Genomic DNA, 20,497 nt, shown 5'->3' with positions numbered 1-20,497 from the left:
AAGGGCAGGATTGTTGAAGACTCAGTTTCGAGATAACACTATTATCAATTTTGATAGTTGAGATTGAAATTGAAATGACAAAGGTATGTTGTATTGTGGAATTATACATAAATTAGGAATAGATGTATAATTTAGGTGGTGCAAGCACTCATTTATATACTAATAAATAAATTAGCTATTCCTCTGAAGGCTTTAATACTTAAATTAAAATTAATTACTTGCTAGGGAGTGACTTTTTTTATGTGGAAAGATAGCGAAACTGAATTAGATTATTTAGATTTTGATCATCTGATTGGTTTGGTAGATGAACTTATACTAGATGAATCTCTATTGCCTTCGAGTATAGGAGTATACGGCGATTGGGGGAGTGGTAAATCAAGCTTGATTCGGATGAGCATGAAAAAAGCAGAAGAAGTTGATGGAACGGTTTGTTTAATCTTTAATGGTTGGCTATTTGAAGGTTACGAAGATGCAAAAACAGCCCTAATGGGAACCATACTAGATAAAATTCAAGAGAATCAAGAACTTACCGAAAAAGCTAAGAAGTGTTTAGGTGGGTTATATAAAAGTATAGATAAATTTAAACTAATAAAGAGTGGCATTAAATATACAGGGGATATGTTACTAACTGGAGGAGTCGGGACAATAGTTGATTTGACTGTCAAAAATGTAATTGCAAATACTAAACAAAAAACTTCAAACTTGGCTGATGAAGTTTCAGGACTAGATTTAGAGAAGATAGTGACTTCGATTAGGGATGAACTTGATAACAAAGAAATTCGTCAAGATATCAAAGAATTTCAAAAGAACTTTGCTGAGTTGTTGGAAGAAACTAAAATAAACCGGTTAGTAGTCTTTATTGACGAGCTAGATAGATGTAGTCCAGATACAATATTGGATACCTTAGAAGCTTTAAGGCTATTTTTGTTTACAGGTAGAACTGTATTTATTATTGGTGCAGATGAGAGACATATTTCATATGCAGTGCAAAAGAAATTTGATGAAATCGAGGGCCAGCAAATAAATATTGGTAAGGAGTATTTAGAGAAGATAATCCAATACCCCATAAGGATCCCAAGACTAAGTGATAGAGAGGTTGAATTTTATATAAATTGCCTACTTTTTGAAAAAGAGTTAGAAGATGAAAAATTCACAAAAATAATCCAATTTTTGCAAGATGAAAAGAGTAAAAACTTTTTGGAATTCGATTTGACATATGAATTAATTGCTGAAAAATATCCTGACGAAGCTGAAAAAATTAAGGATAGTTTAATAGTTGCAAGACAATTATCTGATGTGTTGGCTCAAGGTTTAAATGGCAATCCAAGACATTGTAAGCGCTTTTTAAACTCATTAGTTATGCGAGAAAAAATGTCTGAAAAAAAGAGTGTAAATTTAGATAGAAAAATATTAGCGAAAATCATGCTTTTAGAATACTTTAAACCCTCATTATTTAAAAAGATTGCGGAACTTCAAAGTTTAGAGAATGGGAAACCTAACGATTTAAAATTATTAGAACTTAAGGAGATAGATGAAAACAGTCCTTTAAAAGTTTGGAAAGATGATGCATGGGTTCAAAACTGGTGTCAACTAAACCCACCGCTAAAAGACGTTGACTTAAGGGGATATTTTTATTTTTCTAGAGATTCCTTAACTGAAAAAATTAGTTCTTTGAATAAAAAGTTAAGTCCTATTGCACAAGACGTATATAAGAAATTGATTAGCAAGTCCGACATTCAAAGAAACTCAGCGATAGAAAATGCTATAGAATTAAATGATTATGAGGCTACTGAGATACTGCAAAGAATTTTTACCTTTATGATTAGTGAAACTACGATGGATAAAGATTTATTAAGGTCATACTTAGAATTTGGTAGCACAAGAAAAATTTTATATACGCAAGTAATAAATGATCTTGATTCTTTACCTGGAGAAAAAATCACTATTACCTTAGTACCTAGCATTTGTGGTTTTATAAAGAAAACCAAACAACAAAGTGTATTTGAAGATACAAAACAAAAGTGGATTAAAGATAATCCTGCTATTAACAAAGCAATAGAAACCAATTTACGAGAAGGGTGAGGCAATAGATGGGAACTTCGAGTATTTATAATGGTCCCAAAGACAAAAATCCTTTATTACCAGAAGGGTTTGAGGATGAATATGATCCAAATGAACAAGATGAAGTTGATGATCAACAGCCATCATTGGACTATCCTTGGCAGGCTACAAAAAAATCAATATCACAATTCATTAATGGGAATTCACAAAATAAAGGGAGAATCGCAAGAAACTATGTAAAAGCTCTAGGTGGAGCAAATAATGCAGCTGAAAGTGCAAGAGCTGGAAAGAGTTCAACAATTTCATTAGGTAAATTTTTAACAGATATAATTACAGATGGAATTGAAAAAACTCTTAATAGATTAGAAGTTGAGTTTCGTGGAAAGAGTGTTGAATCCTTATTTTCTGAACTAGTGAATGTAATTGCAGTGGATTCAACTACTAAAGAGGATATAGCTGCAAAAAATGCATCTATGGAAGCCCTCTCGGAACTTTATGGTTTTCTTGAACAAAATGAAATGGATATCCGCCAGTTAGAAGAGATGGATGAAAACCTTATTAATAAAGTTATGAAAACCTTTGTAGATAGTTATTTAATTGAGCGTTTATTAAAAGATTTACATAGTAGATTTGAAAAATATGCAGAAGATATATCTACTGCTATTACAAAAGAGAAAGAGGTAAAAGAATACATTAGTGAATCAGTAGCAGTAACATTAGACCAAGTTCGTTTTAATAACTTCGACTATAGAAATAAAAATATTGATCAGATTGTTGAAGGAATCTACAGAGATTGTTATGAAGTACTGGAGGCCTATATATGAGTGAAATTCAGGTAGTAGCTAGGATAGACAATGAAGATGATTTTACCGTCAATAGTCAAGCTATCAACTATGATCTTCATGATAATAAAACATTTACTTATACTTTTTGGAATAATGACTATTGTAATTTTCCAAAATTCTTCTCTAAAGGTGGTTTGGATTTATTTTACATTTCACTAATTGTCTTTGGAATTGACAGAATTATTCCACGAGATAAAGCTGATGATTGTTGGTCAAGAGATTTAAAAGTTTATTTACCAGTTCTTAATATTAACAAATGGAATGAAAATAAAAGTCTCCTTGAAAAGCTTTTGAACTTCTTGAGTGGGGATAACTGGGAATTTGAATTTAGAGAAAGAAGTTATACAGAGTCTGAACTAAAAGTTAAGAATAACATGGAAAGCTCTACAATTGACAAGAATGACATAAGTACAATTTGTATGTTCTCAGGTGGATTAGACTCTTTTATTGGTGGTATTGATCTAATTGAACAAACTGATATACCTGACATCTTATTTGTAAGTCACTATGGAGGGGGGAAAGGGGTTATTGAATATCAAAAAGCTCTAAAAAATAGTATTATTACAGAATATAATTTGAGCCAAGATAATTTCAAATCTTTCTTTGCAATCGCTAAGAATGGTGTTGAAGATACTACTAGGACAAGGTCATTCATGTTTTTTGCTCATGCAATAGTTCTAGCTACTACTATGAATAAAAAGGTTGAGTTAATAATTCCAGAAAACGGTTTGATTTCTTTGAATATACCGTTGACCAAATCGAGATTAGGAAGTAGCAGTACTAGAACAACTCATCCTTATTACATGGAACTATTAAAATGCCTCATAAATAATCTTAATATAGATCTTGATATAAGAAATCCTTACCAATTTAAAACAAAAGGTGAGATGATTCTAGAATGTAAAAACATCGAGTTCTTAAAGAGGAATATTGGAGATACAATGTCTTGCTCTCATCCTGATCAAGGCAGAATGAACGGAGAAACTATTACATCGCATTGTGGTTATTGTTTACCATGTGTAATTAGAAGAGCCTCTATAAAAGAGGCAGAAATTCCAGAAACAAGCTCGTATAGAGATTTAGATTTTACAAGCGGACCAACTGCAAAGACTAGCTATCTATCTTATAAGATAGGTTTACAAAAATTTGATGAAAAGTTTTCGTTTTTGAAAATTCAAAACTCAGGACCTGTTACTTCAAATATAGAAGATTTTATAGGAGTATATAATAGAGGAATGAAGGAATTAAAAGACTTATTGGAGGAGTTTAATGAGTCAATTTTATCATGATAGTCATGTCCACCTTGACCTTTATAAAAATCCGGTAGATATTATATACCAAATTAATAAAAATAAATCGTACACTATAGCAGTTACAAACCTGCCCTTCCTCTATAAAAAGGCAATAACCACCTATCCAAAAACTAAATACATTAGATTTGCGGTTGGTTTTCATCCAGAATTAGTTGGTAAATTCCCCGAGCAAATTCCAGAGTACTATAACTTGATTAATGAAAGCAGATTCATAGGTGAAATCGGTTTAGATTTTACAAAGGAAAACATTATTTACAAGCAATCACAATTGGAAGTATTTACACGAACCGTTGATATTTGCAATAAATTTGGTAATAAAATATTAAGTGTTCATTCAAGAGGAGCAGCTAGTAAAGTTATAGAAATTATTGGTTCAAAGTTTGATGGGCAAGTTATTTTACATTGGTTCAATGGGAACATCTCAGATTTGAAAAAAGCTATTGATAATGGTTATTTTTTTTCAATAAATATGAATATGTTAAGGACTGCAAATGGTCGAAAAATAATTAACAAACTTCCTTTAGAAAGGATTCTTGTTGAAAGTGATGGTCCTTTTACTAAGTCTTTTAAACATAATTACAATGTTTCTTCTATAAAAGAAACTATAATTGAGATTGCCAAAGTTAAATCAATTAACATAGAAGATTTAAATATTATTTTAAAGGACAACTTTAAGAGGTTGCTTAACTAGGAATGTTGTAAGATTCTTTTTAGTAATGATTATGAATTTGATGCAAAATACAAAGGTTAGAATTCATCTTTTATATCACTATCATGGGTTGAATTCCTAACCTTGTTTATTCAAGAAAAGGGAGCGTTAGTCTAGAAGGGATTACGCTTCTTTTTGTTTAATTATGAAAGTGGGCTGGATCTCAGAGATTGCTATTTTAACTACTGAAAGTGAGGATTGAAAATTGAAAAATAGAATTTCCTTATTAGAACAAGTTCGTTCTATTGCGCAATTGGGGTTACGCTATACAAGAGACCCTTACGATATTGAAAGGTATGAAAAGTTACTAGAATTGGCAAGTGAAGAATACTCTGAAATAAGTGATATTAAGGAAAGCATAGTTCTGGAAAGGTTTAAGAATGAACTTGGGCATATCACACCAAAAGTGGGTGTGAATGGTGTCATTTTTTCATCTGACAAGAAAATACTTTTAGAACGTCGAGCGGATGATGGAACGTGGGGAATTATCGGCGGGTGGTGTGATGCGGGGGAGAGTCCCCAAGAATCCCTAAAAAGAGAGTTTCTAGAAGAAACAGGACTAAATATTGAGGTCCAAGATTTAGTAAATATATTTACAAGAAAACCAGAAGATTTTGGGCAGCCTCATACATCCTATCATCCTCTTTTCATATGTGAAACAATTGACAGAAGTCTTCAAACATCAATAGAAAGTTTAGAACTGAGGTTCCATAACCTTTACGAAGTAGAAAACTGGCATGCAGATCATTTTGAAATGGCAAGAGAAGCATATAAGTTTATAGGCAATTATTAATTTCTGTATTCAACTAAAGGGAGCACTTAATAAATAAGCAGCCTAACTGGACCAATACACAAAGGTGGTTTTCATTATGTCTTATCCAAAACATTCTCTATCAGCTGGAGCTGTTGTGTTAAATGACGAAGGAAAGATCTTACTTATTAAAGGTCCAAGAAGAGGGTGGGAATTCCCAGGCGGAATTATTGAAAATGGAGAGACCATCCAGCAGGGAATAATAAGAGAAGTTAAAGAAGAAACCGGAATTGATATTGAATTAAAGAAGTTTTGCGGTATTTATCAGAATCTAGATGCTAGTGTTTGTGCAACATGTTGGCTTGGCAAAGCAATAGGTGGAGAAATCCGTACTAGTAGTGAGAGCTTAGAAGTTGGTTTTTACACCTTAGAAGAAGTGTCAACGATGGTTACCTGGCCAAACTTCTTGGAAAGAATTTTAAAGATTCTTAATGAAGAAGAACACCCATTTTGTGAGGCATTTTAATCGTTTATATTCAATAAAAGGGAGCGTTGATCTAAAAGGGTTGATGGAAGAACCAGGAGGGAATTAATGAAGAAAAAACTATTGATTATGATGCTACTTTTAATAGCTCTATGTGCCTGTTCAACTAACGAATTAGAAAATGTTGAAACAGTAAAAGCGAGCTATTGGATCGGAAATGAAGAATCTCCAGGAGAAGTAGTGTTTGATGAGTACCAAGAGGTAGGAGTATTCATTAATGCTACCACTAATGCAAAAGAATTGGATGACCAAAAGTTTATTAAAACCCCTCCGTTATTGACCTATGAACTTATTGGTGAAGGAAGCAATAATAAATCATTTCATCTATGGATTACTGAAGATGAAGAAGGATTCATACAAAGTCTTGTGCCACAAGATAGTCAAACTTACCGATTGGAAGAAGATACGGTAAAAGACCTAACAAACATATTAAAAAAACAAGAGAACACTTCCCTTCTAACAAACATCGAGTTCGAGGATTAAATTTAATTTGAAGTATTCCTTTAAAGGGAGCAATTCTCTCGTAACAACAGACTATCAGTAAGATGGAATGGAGATTAATTAAGAATAATTGGAAAAATCATTGACTATACCAAGCAATTTAATTATCCTATTAAAGGAAGTTAGTTTCAGAACTTTGGAAGGGGAGATATTTTATGGAATTTACATATGATCGTGACTACTCATCAAATTATAAATTATCTCTCTTTCTATTTAAGAACTAAAGGTATTTTGCCTTTGGTTCTTTTTTTATACTATAAATTAGGAGTGAAAAAATGTACAAACGAATATTGATTAAAATTAGTGGTGGCGCACTTGGAGATGAAAATGGTAATAGTTTTGGCAGTGAGCAATTAAGTCATATAGCAGACGAAATCCTGTCGGTCGTGAATGCGGGTGTAGAGGTATCTATAGTTGTTGGAGGCGGAAACATATTCAGAGGGAATTTAGCTGATACGTGGGGAATCGATAGAGTAGAAGCAGACAACATAGGTACACTGGGGACTATCATTAATAGCTTGATGTTAAGAGGTGTACTAAAGAGTAAAACAAATAAAGATGTACGTGTTATGACATCAGTTCCAGTAACCTCAGTAGCAGAACCCTATATCCGATTGAGGGCAGTACATCATTTAGATAAAGGGTATATCGTGATATTTGGTGGTGGAAATGGACAACCCTTTGTAACGACTGATTATCCTAGCGTGCAACGTGCAATTGAGACGAATAGCGATGCGATTTTCGTTGCTAAGCAAGGCGTTGATGGGGTTTACACAAGTGATCCTAACCTTGATAAAGACGCCAAGATCTACAAGAACTTAAACTATAATGATGTCATAGCACATAATCTTAAGGTTATGGATCAATCTGCCTTACTTCTAGCAAGGGATCATAAATTACCTGTACATATTTTTGATTTTAATGAGTCTGGTACGATGAAAAAGCTTTTAGAAGGTAATCAAATTGGTACTACAGTAACCCACCATGAAACCTTACAATAATACAGTGATATATTGGCATAGAGGTAAATACGCTTGTTAAATATAAGTATTGAAACTGTGACCCAAGAAACTCAGCTAGAAGTTAAGGAATTAATTTTAGAATGTCTCAGCGAGTATTTTACTGAGCTGAACTTGAATCTAAACCAAGATTTGAACAACATAACCAAGACTTATTCTGATTTTAAGGATTTGTTTATCTTAGGGAAAATTAATGATGAAATTGTCTGTACCGGTGCTTTGTATAAAGAGACTGATAGTGTCGCTCGTATTTGCAGAATGGCTGTTAAAAAAGAATATCGTAGAAATGGACTTGCGAAGAAAATTTTAATTCATCTAGAACAAGAAGCAAAAATTTTGGGTTATGAAACCATAGTAATTGAAACAACAGTGGGATGGAGTAAACCTATTGAGTTATATAAGGCTTTTAATTATGAAATTATTAAACAAACAAATAATGAAGTTCATTTCCACAAATCACTCTAACCGTCCGCTTGAAAAATTGAGTTATGTTCCACTATCTCAAAATATTACAAGCCCATTCCCAATAAAATTGCGATAAGTCATCCGATACAAGAAACTATCAACGGAGGTTATTATGTTAAGTTATAAAGATACAACTAAAAGAGTGGTCGATAGTTGCACAGAGACGGCAATTCTTTCTGTAGGAGCAACAGAACAATTTGGACCATATCTACCTATGCACTTAGATACTTTAATTGCCGAAAAATATGCTGAATCATTTGGTGAAGTATTAAATGCTTATGTATTACCAGCAATCCCATTTAATACTTCCGAAGAACATGCAAACTGTAAAGGTACTGTTACAGTGAGCCCGAATGTTCTAACTTCAATGTTAGAAGAGATCATTATAAATCTTACTAAACAGGGTTTTAAAAAGTTTGTCTTATGTAATGGTCATGGCGGTGCATATTGGGAAGCTGCATTTGTTAAACATATGAATTTTAAATACCAAGACATATTATTAATCACTACACATCGGCATTTAGCTTGGGAAGATGCCTTAAAAGAGGCGGGTATTGAAGGATTACAAGAAAGGCATGGGGGATTTTTGTCTGTATGTACGGCTATGTGGTTGTGTCCTGAATTAGTAACGATCGAGTCTATGGGGTCTAATGTCCCTAAAGAAAACAACAAATTTGCTGATTACATCTTTTGGGACAAACTAACGAAGGATGGTTGTTGGGGAGAGTTTAGGGACAATGAATACTCTAATGATCAGCTTGCTAGAATTGGGGAGACCTTCTGGACAACTTTTATATCAAAAAGAGGGGAGAAATTACAAGAGACTCTTGAAGAAGCTTATCGTTTAAAGATGACTTGAATGATTGGATAATAGATCTATACTTTCTTCCACAATCGGGAGCGGTGAACTAAAAAGGTGTACGTTCTTTTAAATTAAACATCTAGTAGCACAACAAATAATATTGACTAAATATGGTAAGTGGCATATAGTTGAATAAAATTCAAAATATTTTGTGATGATGAGGACGATGGTTACTACTACCGGATATCAGAGAGGGAAGAAAATGGTGTGAACTTCCTATCGCAGCGTAGTGACTTACCACCTTTGAACTGTATGGATGAAAAGAATAGTAGTCTATACCGTGTAGCGCGTTAAAGCTTACCGAAGCCATTAGTGTAGTATGTAATGGGAATTTGGGTGGAACCACGAGATAACACACTCGTCCCTCTGTTAGAGGGATAGTGTGTTTTTATTTTGTTGAAAGGAGCAGTTACATGGAAGAGTTGGTCAGTGTTGTTCGATCTATGGACAATGAATTTGGGATAGAACAGTTTGGGATAGACCCTGCTTTTAGTAGGTTCATACCTCAAGTCTACAAAAATAATGTAGATTGGAAAAATCTATTTGAGCCTAAGTTTACAACGTTATTTAATGGATTGATGATTAGAGGGAATCCCACAGTTGAAAATCTATTTCTAGCTGTCTTCCCAACAAATGATGTTTTAGAGCAATTCATTGAGGAAGGGCAATCTGGTGACATGTTATTCATGCATCATCCTCTATTAATGGAATGCGGGGATCCAAATGGTAGGTGGGGAAGAGGTTTTCTTCCAATTGATGAATCTTTGTTAAATAAAATAGTAAGCAAAGCGTTATCAATATATACTTGTCACGCTCCCTTGGATTTCCATAGAAAGCTTGGAACTAGTCGAGCCATTGCGGAAGCATTGAAAGTAGATATAACCGAGCGGTTTATTCATAGTGAAAATCACGGTGATATAGGAATAATAGGAAACATTCATACAACTGATACAGATAGCTTGATTAATGAACTGAAAATAATATTTGATATCCCCTATGTAGACTTTGAAGGGGGAAAAAATAGTGTGAAGAAAGTGGCTATTGTCGCAGGCTGCGGTGATAAAACAAAGTGGATGCAGTACGCTGAAGGTAAAGGAGTAGATGCTTATATTTCTGGAGAAATTCATTGTCATATCGATAATGATTACGGTAGAAGTAGATTTAAAGAGGTTGAAAGCTATGCAAAGCATACCAATTTGTCTTTAATCGGAGTTTCACATTCTGCTTCCGAGTATTTAGTTAAGAAAACCTTATTGTATCAGTGGTTTGAAAAAGAATTCAATTTTAACAGTATAAACCTCATTCCCCAGAGAAAATGGTGGCTCTAAAAAGAGGATTTGGAAGTATTATCTTTCTAAGAAAGTTTTCTTGAAATCTAGTATTGAGCTAAAGGGGGATGTAATGAATCAATATAGAGAACAACTTAACTGTATATCAGCGCATATTACTGAATTGATAAATGACCAAAAGAGTGTAGGTTTAAGTGTTGCTATTGTAAAAGATTCAAAAATTATTTACTCAGAAGGTTTTGGTGCCTCTCAGATTATCCCTCAGCAGCTTCCGATTGATGGTGAAACTAGAATGAGTATCCAGAGTATTTCTAAGAACTTTGTGGCTCTCTCTATTATGCAGCTGGTTGAGGAGAACGTAATTTCTTTGGATGATACGGTAGTGAAATATCTGCCTTACTTCAGAACTAAGGATAAACCCCAGAGTGATACAATTACGATACGTCAAACATTGTCCCACACGGCAGGGTTTCCGTCGAACTTGGGGATAGCCAACATGATCGCTCCAAACGTAAAAGAAATATTTTCAGATACACCAACCGAATTTCAAGAAGCGCTAGATTATTATAATCTTACTGAAGAAGAGATTAAAAGAGTTAGGACGAGAGAAGATGTCACAAGATGGTTTGAAAAGGTTGCGCTGGATTATCCAGTAGGAGCTGGGTGGAATTATTGTACAGATTCCTATGTAATACTAGCAGACTTGATCGAGAAAGTTACGGGTTACGAATGGGAGGCGTATCTTCAAGAAAAAATCCTTTCTCCACTGAATATGAATCGAACAAATAGCGATGCACTCATAGTTGAAAAGGATAAGAACAGCGCCAGGTACTATCTGGGTGAGGAAAAGGTAGAAACGCCATTTCCTATAAATCCAATTTCAGCTCCAATTGGTTACTTGTATTCAACTGCAAATGACTTAGGGAATTATTTGATTTTCCATTTGAATAAAGAATCGCCTATCTTACGTTCAGAGTTAGTTGACGAAATGCAAAACCCTATTCATCTTGTCAGCAATGAATGGAAATTCCGTAGTAATGTAAGAAGCTATGGCCTTGCATGGTTTACAGATACATATAAGGGATACAGAATTGTTGAACATGGCGGTGGTCAATTAGCTGTAAGATCGTTAATAACAATGGTTCCTGAACTTGATTTGGGAGTCGTTGTGTTGTTGAACTTTGATGGGACTATGCATCATGAGATTTGCGATAAAATTATCGATACTTTTATTGATTTCTAATCTTAAATCTCGAATTCAAGTCTTCAACTAAAGGGAGCATTAATGTAAAGCCTAATTATTCTATGAGGAGTGAAGTGCGATGTTTGTAAAAGTGTATGAATATCATATTCACCAAGAAAGCATAGAAGAGTATTTCCGTATTCAACAAAAAGCGGGAGAAATCTATGAAAAGTACATCGACGTTAAAACCACTTACTTACAAAGCAAAGAAGATCCTTCAAAGTGGATGGAAATTGCAAAATACGAAAGTGAAGATGCTTATCGAAAGGGAATGGCACTAATAAATCAGGAAAAGGAGATTCAAGAACTATTTAAGTCCTTCGAAGGCATCCTTTTATCTGAGAAAAATGGGGTTAAAGATGAAGACTTCTTGGACATAAGAGAGTTATCAAGATCTTGATCACAATCGGGAGCTTTGTAGTAAAGGATAGTTTCCCTTGAGCGTACAATTCTTGACTATAAAGTAATGTATTTGGGGGTTGCTTTGCATTGACTGATAGTAAATGGGCTGTTTTAATTAATTTTCTTGCAGCGACAGGTATTCTAATTAGCTTCTTTGTTTATGAACCATATTTATATGTTCGAATAGTAATATTAACCTTTGCCATGACTGAGCCTTTATTACTTCTTTATCGCAATAAATTTAAGAATATTAGGCTCTGGTTTTGGATGTATTGTAGTCTCATCCTATTTGGAGTAGTTTTTTCGCTTACATTAGATAATGAGGTTATTATTACTGAAAATACGCTTTATATCTTTGTCTTCGTAATCATTCTTTTAATTTCTACTTATAAGTCGTTGTTTAAACCAAACAACCTAAATGAAAATTAGTGCTCAACAATAGAGAGCGATAGCTGCACTTTGGCTATCGCTAGTTGTGCTAACAGTGCAGGATTGTTGAACAGTAAGCAATGAACAATAAGGGGGTAAAAAATGGATTGGGACACATTGCCTAATTGGTTTTGGGTAATATATTACTTGTTTTTATTAACAACATTAGGAACAACTATATACAGCGTTGTGAAAAGGAAAATGAAAGGTTTGTCAATTGTAGCCATTCTGTTCACTGTTATAGTTCCAATAATTGGTTTTATAAATAGTATTGGTAGAGCAGAAGGAATAAATGAGTTTGAACATTTAGTTAGTCAATTACAACAAGGTGCTTTATGGTCATATTTCACAAGTATAGGTTATTTGTTTCTGTTATTATGGTGGGTTTTGTTCCTATTCAAAAGCAGAGTAAACTACACTTCTTATTAAATTAACTCGGAGCATATCAGAAATACCTTTAGTCTTTTATTCCGAAGAACAAATCACTTCAATTTGAACAACCACTATTAGCTGAAGGTAAGGGGGGATTAACTTTTATGTACGGCGAAACTGCGGAAATACAAAAAGAAAATGATTTTATTAAGAATGGAAAAGTCACTACTTACTATGAACTTCACCGTCCTAAAGGTAATAATGATAAGACGCCATTAGTGTTACTTGCAGGAGGACCAGGGCTATCATTTACTACACTGACCCCATTATTAAAACTAGCAAAGGATAGACCAGTTCTCGTATATGACCAAATCGGGAGTGGAAAATCCACAAGGTCAAATAATCTAAACTCGTTGACCTTATCCGTATTTATAGACCAGTTCGAGTATTTAATTAAGAGATTAAATATAGAGAATTACCATTTGCTTGGACATTCTTGGGGCTCAATATTAGCTGTTCAAACCGCATTAAAACATCCTAATGAAACAAAAAGTTTAATTTTACATAGTGGAGTAGTAGATTTCCAAAATTGCTTAGAAGAAAGAAAAAAGGTGGAGAAAAGTAGTCCTGAAGGAAATGGGAGAAAAACGAGTACATACAACTCAAATTATTGTAGAGTTCCTTATCCTAACTATTTATTAGAAGCTCTTACAGATAAAGATCATAGAACTAACGAGTTGATTTGGAACTCAAAATTGAATCCTCAAATGTACCATTATGATTCTACAAGTGAATTAGAAAGAATTGGTTGCCCAGTTTTAATTACTAGCGGTAGATATGATGGGATTTCAGTAGGTCAATCTGAAAAGTTTTCTGAGGGGATATCAAATAACAAACATATCGTATTTCAACATTCTTCACATTATGCTCACGTTGAAGAGGAAGAAAAGTTTCTAAAAGAAGTACGGCTCCATCTAATGGAAATAGAAAACCAAAATTAATAGTTATGATTTGATGCTTATTCAATTATATCGGAGCGTTGACCTAAAAAGGATTACTGTTCTTTACCTTAAATACATAACAGTTTTCTTAGATAAGGAGTGAATCAATTTGTTGCGCTTTATCACTATCGATATAAATAAACATAGTGAAGTTGCAATTGGTTTTCGTAAAGACTCCTTTGCAGCTAGTTTTGGGAATGCATCGGGTTTTGGAGATGAAAAGAAATACTTGAATTGGTTAGAGATAATGGTAAAAGACTTTCCAGATGGGTTCGTTTTGGTAGAAAAGGATAATAGACTAATTGGACAACTAGAATTAACTATAAAAGAATACAAAGATAGAAAAATCGGTTATGTAAATCTTTATTACTTAGTTCCAGAGATCCGCGGAAATGGTATAGGGAAGGAACTACACAAATACGCATCCAGCTTTTTTAAAAGTCAAAACCATAATGAGTTTCATTTAAGAGTGTCACCTACTAATACCTCTGCTCTGAAGTTTTATCAAAAACTTGGTATGGAAGAGATAGGACAAGAGTTGGATGGAAAAGTAATTAGGATGAAGGGGTTTTTATAACTCTCTTACTCAAGAAAAGGGAGCGATGATCTAAAAGGATTACGCTCTTCTTTTGTTAATTAATAGAATAGGTATTAGTTCTAATAGTAATGTCTTTATGTAAAAGGAGATATGATGCAAAGAAGCTTAGGTGTTATATTAATTTTATTCTTCAGCTATTTAATTTGGCTTTACTTTGCAATATATGAATCTTCAATTAACAACTGGTGGACAGTAATTGAGATTAAACAGAGGACTGAGGATACTCTCGAATTTGGTGTTTCAAATGCAAAGGTTTTTGCTGGAACGGCTATGTTCACTTTTAGTGGGGTATTAATTTATTTATTGTTAGGAAAGAGAAATTAAGGGAGCTTTGCTTGAACAATCTATTCACAAAAAAACGGTTAGCGGCTACTGCCTCTGACCGTTTTTTGTCTTTTTATTTGTTGTATCGCGTATTAGACTACCATTCAATTGAACATTTGTGGTTTTGAACTTCAAAACAGAACACGTTATTGGAAGTTTCCAAGCTTTTTTCTTACAAGTCTAATTTTTACCCCAAATGGATTTACCACCAGTGTGACCAGTTTTGGCATGTTCCCAGGAGTTTACTAGCTCCATTCTTCCTCTTTTTTCATGATGATGCCAAGTATAACCTCTTGGTGTCTTTCCATTTTGTATATCCTTAATTTGATTAGAAGTGAATTTATTCCTGGTGCTTGAACTACTATTAATCTTACTTTTCAACGCTTTATTTGCATGTGCAAATTGAGTACTGTTAGATGATTTTAATAATCTCTTTGGTAGTGTCATTGAATACTTCTCAACAAAGTTTGGAAACCCTTGGGAAGTGAAAGAAACTTTAGAAACAGGATGTTTTTTCCCTGCTAAATGTCCGTTTCTAATAACAATATTTCTTGTAGAGCTTTTCAAGAACTGTTTAACTACTAATCTTCCCCCAACCCTAGCAACAATTGGAGTAATAACCGGTAATAGAAACCAAAGTTGTAATTGATCGCCTTTAATAACTACATTGATGTCATCGAACTCTTCATCAATTTCTGTTTCTACGATTGAAGAATAAGGAATACTATTATCATAATTTGCATGCTCAATATACTCTTCGACGTAATTACAACCGTCATCTGAAGTTAGTACTTCAACAGAATTAAACTCTGAAGGTTCGCTAACAGAGAAAGTTCTAACAGTTGGGTCAGTTGGTAGTGGAATACCAGGTAATGGTTTTTGATTATCAATTACAGTCGAATCTACTGGGAATGGTTCTTCATCGGGATTAGGCTGATCAGAAACTGGTGGAACGGTTTCCTCAACATAGTCTGGGTCACAGACGAAAACTTCCTCATCATCACTCTCAATAATAATGTACTGACTATAGCTATCGGATTCGGTAGCTGCTTGTGCAAACTCTGGAGCAATGTACGCAAACAAAATAGAAGCAACAATAAATAAGCTAAAAAATTGTTTGAATTTCATGTCGAACCTCACTTTACATTTTTTGTATATCCAAAAATATTATACACACAATTCAGCTAAATGCTAATTTTCAGAAAAATTAATTATTTTAAATAGATATTTCCCTTATATAATTGGCATTTCATATTCTTATTACTCTGTATGTCTATATTAATAGATTTGATTTAAAGTTATTTATTATATTAATCATATTAGGAAAATTTTGGAGTTTGCTATAGCGTTTTTAGGAATTTATAGTAAAATTAAATTAAACTAATCTTACTTTTTAACTAACTTTAGACCCATAAAAAAACCTCTTTATGTAAATATACTTCTGGTTTTATGGTCATAAAGTTTTGCGAAATGACGTAACCCTTTATTATTTTAATGTTTTTCCTGTTACTAATATAAGTTACCTAATAATATTTAAAAGAAAGCCATAAATTATCTTATGTCATTTGAAAATGTCTACTTTATGCGGTAGATAATAAAAAGGAGGAGGCTTATAATTTGTTTTAAAGAGGACAAAAAGAGCGTCAAACAGTTATTTGGTTCTCGAGTACGATATTATCGTCTTTTACAAAAGATTTCTCAGGAAGAACTCGCATTCAATACTGGTATGCATCGAACCTACATAAGTGAATTGGAAAGAGGGTATCGGAATATTACCCTTGTAAACATACATAAAATATCGAAAAGTTTAGATGTAAGAATCGTAGATCTTTTGGATTTCGATAATTAGAAAAAAATAATACATATAAGGATTGCTATGACTTTATTTCTCTATCTGGGCACTTAGAAATAGATGAGCAACTAGTGCAACCGGCCTTAGTATGTTTGACAACTTAGACTGTTAAATATATAAGGCTTTTTTCTGTATAAATTAGAAGTTTTAACCAGTCTGATATGGGTAATATAGTAAAGTTAGATTTTATTTAGCTCATAAGTCCTTATTTCCTTGAATAAACTAACATTCTTTGTTTATTTGTATTAAACTTAACTTTGTAGAATTTTATCGAATCATGTAAGTTATAGAAATAATTTGTCTAAAAAACCTTTAGTTATATCTTGGAATTCTACAATAAATTCAATAATTATATACTATGATAATTACAAATGAAGGATATTTATAGTTAAACAAAAAAATTTAGATAGACTTCCTATCTATTAAGAGGTGTTTCTAATGTTATCTAAAAACTTTATGTCTAATAAAAGCAATGATACTAATACAAAATCTTTTTTCATTAATTTAGATCATCAATATACATTTACCCGTACATACTTTTTACTTGAGCCAAACCTTTATGTTGAGATGGTAACTCTAGCTATGGAGTACAATCGAGTAGAGGGAAGAAATCTTATTACTCAAAATGAAGTATTAAGTTCAGATTCCAGAGAGTTAGATACTAAAGACGTTTCTAAATCTTTTGTGGAAGCTCTTCATGCAGAAGATACAATTAAAGAAGAATACAAATTAACAAAAGAACAAGTAGATATGATACTTAAAAATTATAAAGATAACTTATTTGATGTAAATAAAGAAGTGTTAGATTCACTAAATTAATAGCACTGTATAGTCTTAAATCAAACACAATAACGTTGTAGTCGGTATTACCCAATGGTATAATTTAGTCATCAAGACTTTATTTTTCTTTTTGGAGCGATCTCATTCGAGATCCGCAGGTAAAACGACTATTATAACAGAAGCCTTTGGGCTTGGAATTTGCACACTTTTTGTGTGCAAAAACCTCGCCTAAAGGCTTTTTTTGCGTTTCAAGGGAGGTGATGTGTAAGAAACTTAGTTGAATCTTCAATGTAAGAGCAATTAATGGGTGGAGTTAAAAAACTTAATTGAGAGGATGTTCTGAATGGATTTATTTATTAATGAATTTATGAGCGTGAGCAATTGTCAGATGAGGAGGAATCAACATGTTTAAAGTCACATGTTTTGCTCCAATTACACCAGAGGAATTATGGAAAGGCGTGAAAGGACTGCATTTTACTAAGAAAGAAGAGGGATTTGAATGGTATCTGGATGGCCATGTTTTCCGGATTGAACCATTCAAAAATCAATCTAGGACGAGTATGAAGGGGTATCGCGTTTGTTTTAACGGATCTATTGATGGTGCAATATTTCTTTACGATTTTGCGCTAAGTTGGATTAATCCTTCAATCACAGGGATAGAGTTTTCACTTTCACACTCTACGTTAAAAACGCGTGACTGGATTAAAGATTTTATGTCCCGCTCGTCATTTTCTACTGTTGATTCCAAGGGCATTTTTAAGAAGGGTCCTATTGGCATCGTGGTAGTGAATGACGTGGTAACACTTCAACTTAGAAGTTCTAAGGGAAAACAACTAAATCTATTAGCTAGTTTGAAAGAAATCGAAACAGTTAAGGAAGAGTTGAAGCCTGCTGAACACGATCTGTTTTCATATGTCGAAGAAGGTGTAGCCGTATGACGTTTGATTTCTACACTAAGACTTCCAAGTTTACAGTCGCAGAGAAGAGTGTTTTGAAAAATGGGGAAGTGATTGCTGAGGGAAACGTATTTCTGTTTCAAGTGCTCTTGGGCTTTCCGGCTTATTTAATCGTTCAGGAGAATGAATATACGCCTCCAATTATCCTTAAAACGGATTGTATTCAGTCCGTCTTGCCTTCAAATGAATTCTTTGATGGTGAGCGGGAGCCTCAGAAGTATTTGTTCAGAGTAACATTTTCTCTAGACGATATACCGATTCTTTACAACATGGAGGCCATAGATAGCAATTCAGCTATTACCTTCGTAAAGGAACGGTATAAGAAGAAAAACCTTCAGAACTTATCAGTAAAATACATCGCTAGAGGGGAGAAGATTTCATGAATAAACGTAAATCCTCTCTTTCAATGATTGATAAAGAATCCTCAAAGATTTACAGAAAAATTCTATCTGCTGAGACTGAATTTGAGGTATTTACCATCATTGATCGATTGAAACCAGATGTTGCTAAGAGAGTACTTATGACGTTAATTATGAACAAACAACTAAATCTATAGCTCTACAGTATGTCCCTTCCTAGTGGGGAGTGAAATTTTTGCTCCCCTGGTACTAGGTGGGGAGTGCATATTGAGAGGAATGAGAATTATGACAGTAGCAAGAAGTTGTGAGAATTGTATTTATCAAAGCGGCCGACCTGAATTCGACCTAAAGAGATGCAAGAAATGCTCCAGAACGGAAAAAGCATTATTTGAGCCTATTCGAACTGCAGCTGAAATGATGTCGTCATTCTTAGAGGATGGGACATATCCAACATTAAAACTGTATGAGAACCATTTAAAACAGGTGAAAGATACATTACAAACAAAGCTTCAAGCGTCAGAAGATAGAAGACATGTTTTCAATGATGTAAATCTTGTGGCTAAATTCGTTCCGAAAAAGAGAAGCGAGACCGATCTAATTGGTTTGAATACGTATCTCGATGATCTTGGCTTATTAGCTCATATTGTTGAGGTGGACCATAAAAAGGTTAGAAAAGAGTCGCTTATCTTGGAACAAATAATAGCTTATCAGCTGGAGCCTACTCAATATGTAAAGCCTTCTTTCAATAAATGGGGGAAGGAGTTAAACAAGGTTCCTGAGTTAAAGAGTACAGGTTGGAGCACGGAAGAATTAGCTTTTTCATTCAGTACGTTAGAAGCGAAGCACACCAATTACAAGTATCGTTACGAAAAGCTAAAAGAAGAAATGATAGCTTGTAAAGAATTAAAAGAAAACAAGAAGCTGACGCATCAATATGGTTCGGTTTCATTGATTAATAATGACCCTTTATATGATGTTCGAGCTATGTATGATGAACTGGGTAGTGACCTTCTGATTGAATACGGTAAACCCAATCATGAAAAAGTTCAATATTTCATATCTCGTGGGACAATAACGAAGAATGAAATCGAACAATTTAAAACGGTTAAAGATATCAGCCTTCAATTTGTTGTGATGGATCTAGATACTGAAAGAAGAACACTAGAGACATTTCAAAGAAGAAACATGCAGGCTGCTCAAAATCGCATGAGAGCATAACAATAAAATAAGGGAGGGTAGTCCTCCGCTAGATGAATTGAGATAGCGGGTGGACGCCCCTATCTCTTTTTCTATGCGTTTGGACAAAGATATGAATGAAGCGAAATTAAAGGAATGGGAAGAACGATATTCTAAAGTGAATGTATTTCAGGAATTTGATGAGATCAAAGATTTTTTAAAGGAACAATATCTGGAGGATAACTCACAACAGTGGTCAGTTTCTTTCAGCGGGGGTAAAGATAGTTCATTAGTTCTGACATTGGTATGGCAAATGATCGAGCGGTTACCTGCACACTTATTAAAACGAGAAATTCATATAGTTATGAGTGATGCTGCGGCTGAAACTCCGGTCATGAGTCGATACCAACGAGGGATTATGAAAACAATAGAAAAGAAAACTTTTGAACAAAAGTTAAACCATATCATTAAGGTCCACTTGGTGAAGCCGCCAATCAAAAGCAGATTCTATTTTCGGACCATAGGCAGAGGTACTCCCCCAATATCAGCAAGCTCAAAAGCTCGGCATTGTACCTTCCATCAAAAGGTAAATCCGATTCAGAAGAGGCTAGAGACCATTATTAATAAATCCATACAAGACCAGGAT

At 33.8% G+C, this 20,497-nt stretch carries 24 protein-coding genes, 1 riboswitch and 1 other annotated feature; of the genes, 23 read left to right on the top strand and 1 reads right to left on the bottom strand.

Translation table 11 applies throughout. The features are described 5' to 3' along the window. The first annotated feature begins 240 nt into the window (after nt 1-240). The 17 genes from ACXADT_RS22645 to ACXADT_RS22565 all read left to right on the top strand — a co-directional run bounded on the left by ACXADT_RS22645 (nt 241) and on the right by ACXADT_RS22565 (nt 14,728). A complete protein-coding gene (locus ACXADT_RS22645) occupies nt 241-2,082 on the top strand; it encodes a KAP family P-loop NTPase fold protein (RefSeq protein WP_474835101.1) in 1,842 nt (613 codons plus the stop codon). An 8-nt stretch (nt 2,083-2,090) separates the two neighbouring features. Next, on the top strand, nt 2,091-2,885 hold the full coding sequence (gene qatB / locus ACXADT_RS22640) for a Qat anti-phage system associated protein QatB (protein ID WP_474835103.1): 795 nt from the start codon (nt 2,091-2,093) through the stop codon (nt 2,883-2,885). Then, nucleotides 2,882-4,195: a Qat anti-phage system QueC-like protein QatC gene (gene qatC / locus ACXADT_RS22635; protein WP_474835105.1), complete on the top strand. Its 1,314-nt coding sequence runs from the start codon at nt 2,882-2,884 to the stop codon at nt 4,193-4,195. The genes qatB and qatC overlap by 4 nt, the downstream gene beginning before the upstream one ends. Further along, a complete protein-coding gene (gene qatD, locus ACXADT_RS22630) occupies nt 4,176-4,910 on the top strand; it encodes a Qat anti-phage system TatD family nuclease QatD (RefSeq protein ID WP_474835107.1) in 735 nt (244 codons plus the stop codon). The genes qatC and qatD overlap by 20 nt, the downstream gene beginning before the upstream one ends. A 223-nt stretch (nt 4,911-5,133) precedes the next feature. Further along, the gene (locus tag ACXADT_RS22625; RefSeq protein ID WP_474835109.1) at nt 5,134-5,721 is read left to right on the top strand and encodes an NUDIX hydrolase N-terminal domain-containing protein; all 588 of its coding nucleotides are present in this window, start codon (nt 5,134-5,136) and stop codon (nt 5,719-5,721) included. Between the two features lie 76 nt (nt 5,722-5,797). Continuing rightward, nucleotides 5,798-6,205: an NUDIX hydrolase gene (locus tag ACXADT_RS22620; RefSeq protein ID WP_474835111.1), complete on the top strand. Its 408-nt coding sequence runs from the start codon at nt 5,798-5,800 to the stop codon at nt 6,203-6,205. Between the two features lie 66 nt (nt 6,206-6,271). Next, nucleotides 6,272-6,706: a YhfM domain-containing protein gene (locus tag ACXADT_RS22615; RefSeq protein WP_474835113.1), complete on the top strand. Its 435-nt coding sequence runs from the start codon at nt 6,272-6,274 to the stop codon at nt 6,704-6,706. Between the two features lie 293 nt (nt 6,707-6,999). Next, the gene (pyrH, locus tag ACXADT_RS22610) at nt 7,000-7,725 is read left to right on the top strand and encodes a UMP kinase (RefSeq protein ID WP_474835115.1); all 726 of its coding nucleotides are present in this window, start codon (nt 7,000-7,002) and stop codon (nt 7,723-7,725) included. A 33-nt stretch (nt 7,726-7,758) separates the two neighbouring features. Continuing rightward, entirely contained in the window at nt 7,759-8,208 is a 450-nt protein-coding gene (locus ACXADT_RS22605) for a GNAT family N-acetyltransferase (RefSeq protein ID WP_474835117.1), read from the top strand. Between the two features lie 112 nt (nt 8,209-8,320). After that, nucleotides 8,321-9,067 carry a creatininase family protein gene (locus ACXADT_RS22600; RefSeq protein WP_474835119.1) on the top strand — a complete coding sequence of 249 codons (747 nt, stop codon included), beginning with the start codon at nt 8,321-8,323 and terminating at the stop codon, nt 9,065-9,067. Nucleotides 9,068-9,215: 148 nt separating this feature from the next. Then, nucleotides 9,216-9,439 (top strand) — a binding site (T-box leader). Nucleotides 9,440-9,483: 44 nt separating this feature from the next. Next, nucleotides 9,484-10,398 (top strand): Nif3-like dinuclear metal center hexameric protein, encoded by a 915-nt coding sequence (locus ACXADT_RS22595; protein WP_474835121.1) that lies wholly within the window; start codon nt 9,484-9,486, stop codon nt 10,396-10,398. A 73-nt stretch (nt 10,399-10,471) separates the two neighbouring features. Continuing rightward, nucleotides 10,472-11,602 (top strand): serine hydrolase domain-containing protein, encoded by a 1,131-nt coding sequence (locus ACXADT_RS22590; RefSeq protein ID WP_474835123.1) that lies wholly within the window; start codon nt 10,472-10,474, stop codon nt 11,600-11,602. 79 nt (nt 11,603-11,681) lie between these two features. After that, nucleotides 11,682-12,002: a hypothetical protein gene (locus tag ACXADT_RS22585; RefSeq protein ID WP_474835125.1), complete on the top strand. Its 321-nt coding sequence runs from the start codon at nt 11,682-11,684 to the stop codon at nt 12,000-12,002. 533 nt (nt 12,003-12,535) lie between these two features. Continuing rightward, nucleotides 12,536-12,862, top strand: a complete 327-nt coding sequence (locus ACXADT_RS22580; protein WP_474835127.1) for a hypothetical protein — start codon at nt 12,536-12,538, stop codon at nt 12,860-12,862. A 107-nt stretch (nt 12,863-12,969) separates the two neighbouring features. Further along, nucleotides 12,970-13,806 (top strand): alpha/beta fold hydrolase, encoded by an 837-nt coding sequence (locus ACXADT_RS22575; protein WP_474835129.1) that lies wholly within the window; start codon nt 12,970-12,972, stop codon nt 13,804-13,806. Between the two features lie 109 nt (nt 13,807-13,915). After that, complete coding sequence (locus ACXADT_RS22570; RefSeq protein ID WP_474835901.1) at nt 13,916-14,383, top strand: GNAT family N-acetyltransferase; 468 nt, start codon at nt 13,916-13,918, stop codon at nt 14,381-14,383. A gap of 114 nt (nt 14,384-14,497) precedes the next feature. After that, nucleotides 14,498-14,728, top strand: coding sequence for a hypothetical protein (locus ACXADT_RS22565; RefSeq protein ID WP_474834698.1), 231 nt, complete (start codon nt 14,498-14,500; stop codon nt 14,726-14,728). Nucleotides 14,729-14,908: 180 nt separating this feature from the next. Here the strand turns inward: ACXADT_RS22565 and ACXADT_RS22560 are convergent, their stop codons facing one another. Next, nucleotides 14,909-15,856 (bottom strand): HNH endonuclease, encoded by a 948-nt coding sequence (locus tag ACXADT_RS22560; protein ID WP_474834700.1) that lies wholly within the window; start codon nt 15,854-15,856, stop codon nt 14,909-14,911. 463 nt (nt 15,857-16,319) lie between these two features. Here ACXADT_RS22560 and ACXADT_RS22555 point away from each other — a divergent pair, with 463 nt between their 5' ends. From ACXADT_RS22555 to ACXADT_RS22530, 6 genes are all read left to right on the top strand, one after another. Further along, complete coding sequence (locus ACXADT_RS22555) at nt 16,320-16,577, top strand: helix-turn-helix domain-containing protein (protein WP_474835903.1); 258 nt, start codon at nt 16,320-16,322, stop codon at nt 16,575-16,577. A gap of 11 nt (nt 16,578-16,588) precedes the next feature. After that, a riboswitch (cyclic di-GMP riboswitch) is annotated at nt 16,589-16,672 on the top strand. A 346-nt stretch (nt 16,673-17,018) separates the two neighbouring features. After that, the gene (locus tag ACXADT_RS22550) at nt 17,019-17,399 is read left to right on the top strand and encodes a hypothetical protein (RefSeq protein WP_474834702.1); all 381 of its coding nucleotides are present in this window, start codon (nt 17,019-17,021) and stop codon (nt 17,397-17,399) included. A gap of 365 nt (nt 17,400-17,764) precedes the next feature. After that, the gene (locus tag ACXADT_RS22545) at nt 17,765-18,298 is read left to right on the top strand and encodes a hypothetical protein (protein WP_474834704.1); all 534 of its coding nucleotides are present in this window, start codon (nt 17,765-17,767) and stop codon (nt 18,296-18,298) included. Further along, the gene (locus tag ACXADT_RS22540; RefSeq protein ID WP_474834706.1) at nt 18,295-18,699 is read left to right on the top strand and encodes a hypothetical protein; all 405 of its coding nucleotides are present in this window, start codon (nt 18,295-18,297) and stop codon (nt 18,697-18,699) included. The genes ACXADT_RS22545 and ACXADT_RS22540 overlap by 4 nt, the downstream gene beginning before the upstream one ends. After that, nucleotides 18,696-18,872 (top strand): hypothetical protein, encoded by a 177-nt coding sequence (locus tag ACXADT_RS22535; protein WP_474834708.1) that lies wholly within the window; start codon nt 18,696-18,698, stop codon nt 18,870-18,872. Before ACXADT_RS22540 ends, ACXADT_RS22535 begins: the two co-directional genes overlap by 4 nt. An 88-nt stretch (nt 18,873-18,960) precedes the next feature. Beyond that, nucleotides 18,961-19,893 (top strand): hypothetical protein, encoded by a 933-nt coding sequence (locus tag ACXADT_RS22530; protein ID WP_474835900.1) that lies wholly within the window; start codon nt 18,961-18,963, stop codon nt 19,891-19,893. The last annotated feature ends 604 nt before the right edge of the window (nt 19,894-20,497 follow it).

The organism is Anaerobacillus sp. ABR4_321, assembly GCF_056158505.1.
This window is presented reverse-complemented; position numbering and strand designations above follow the sequence as displayed.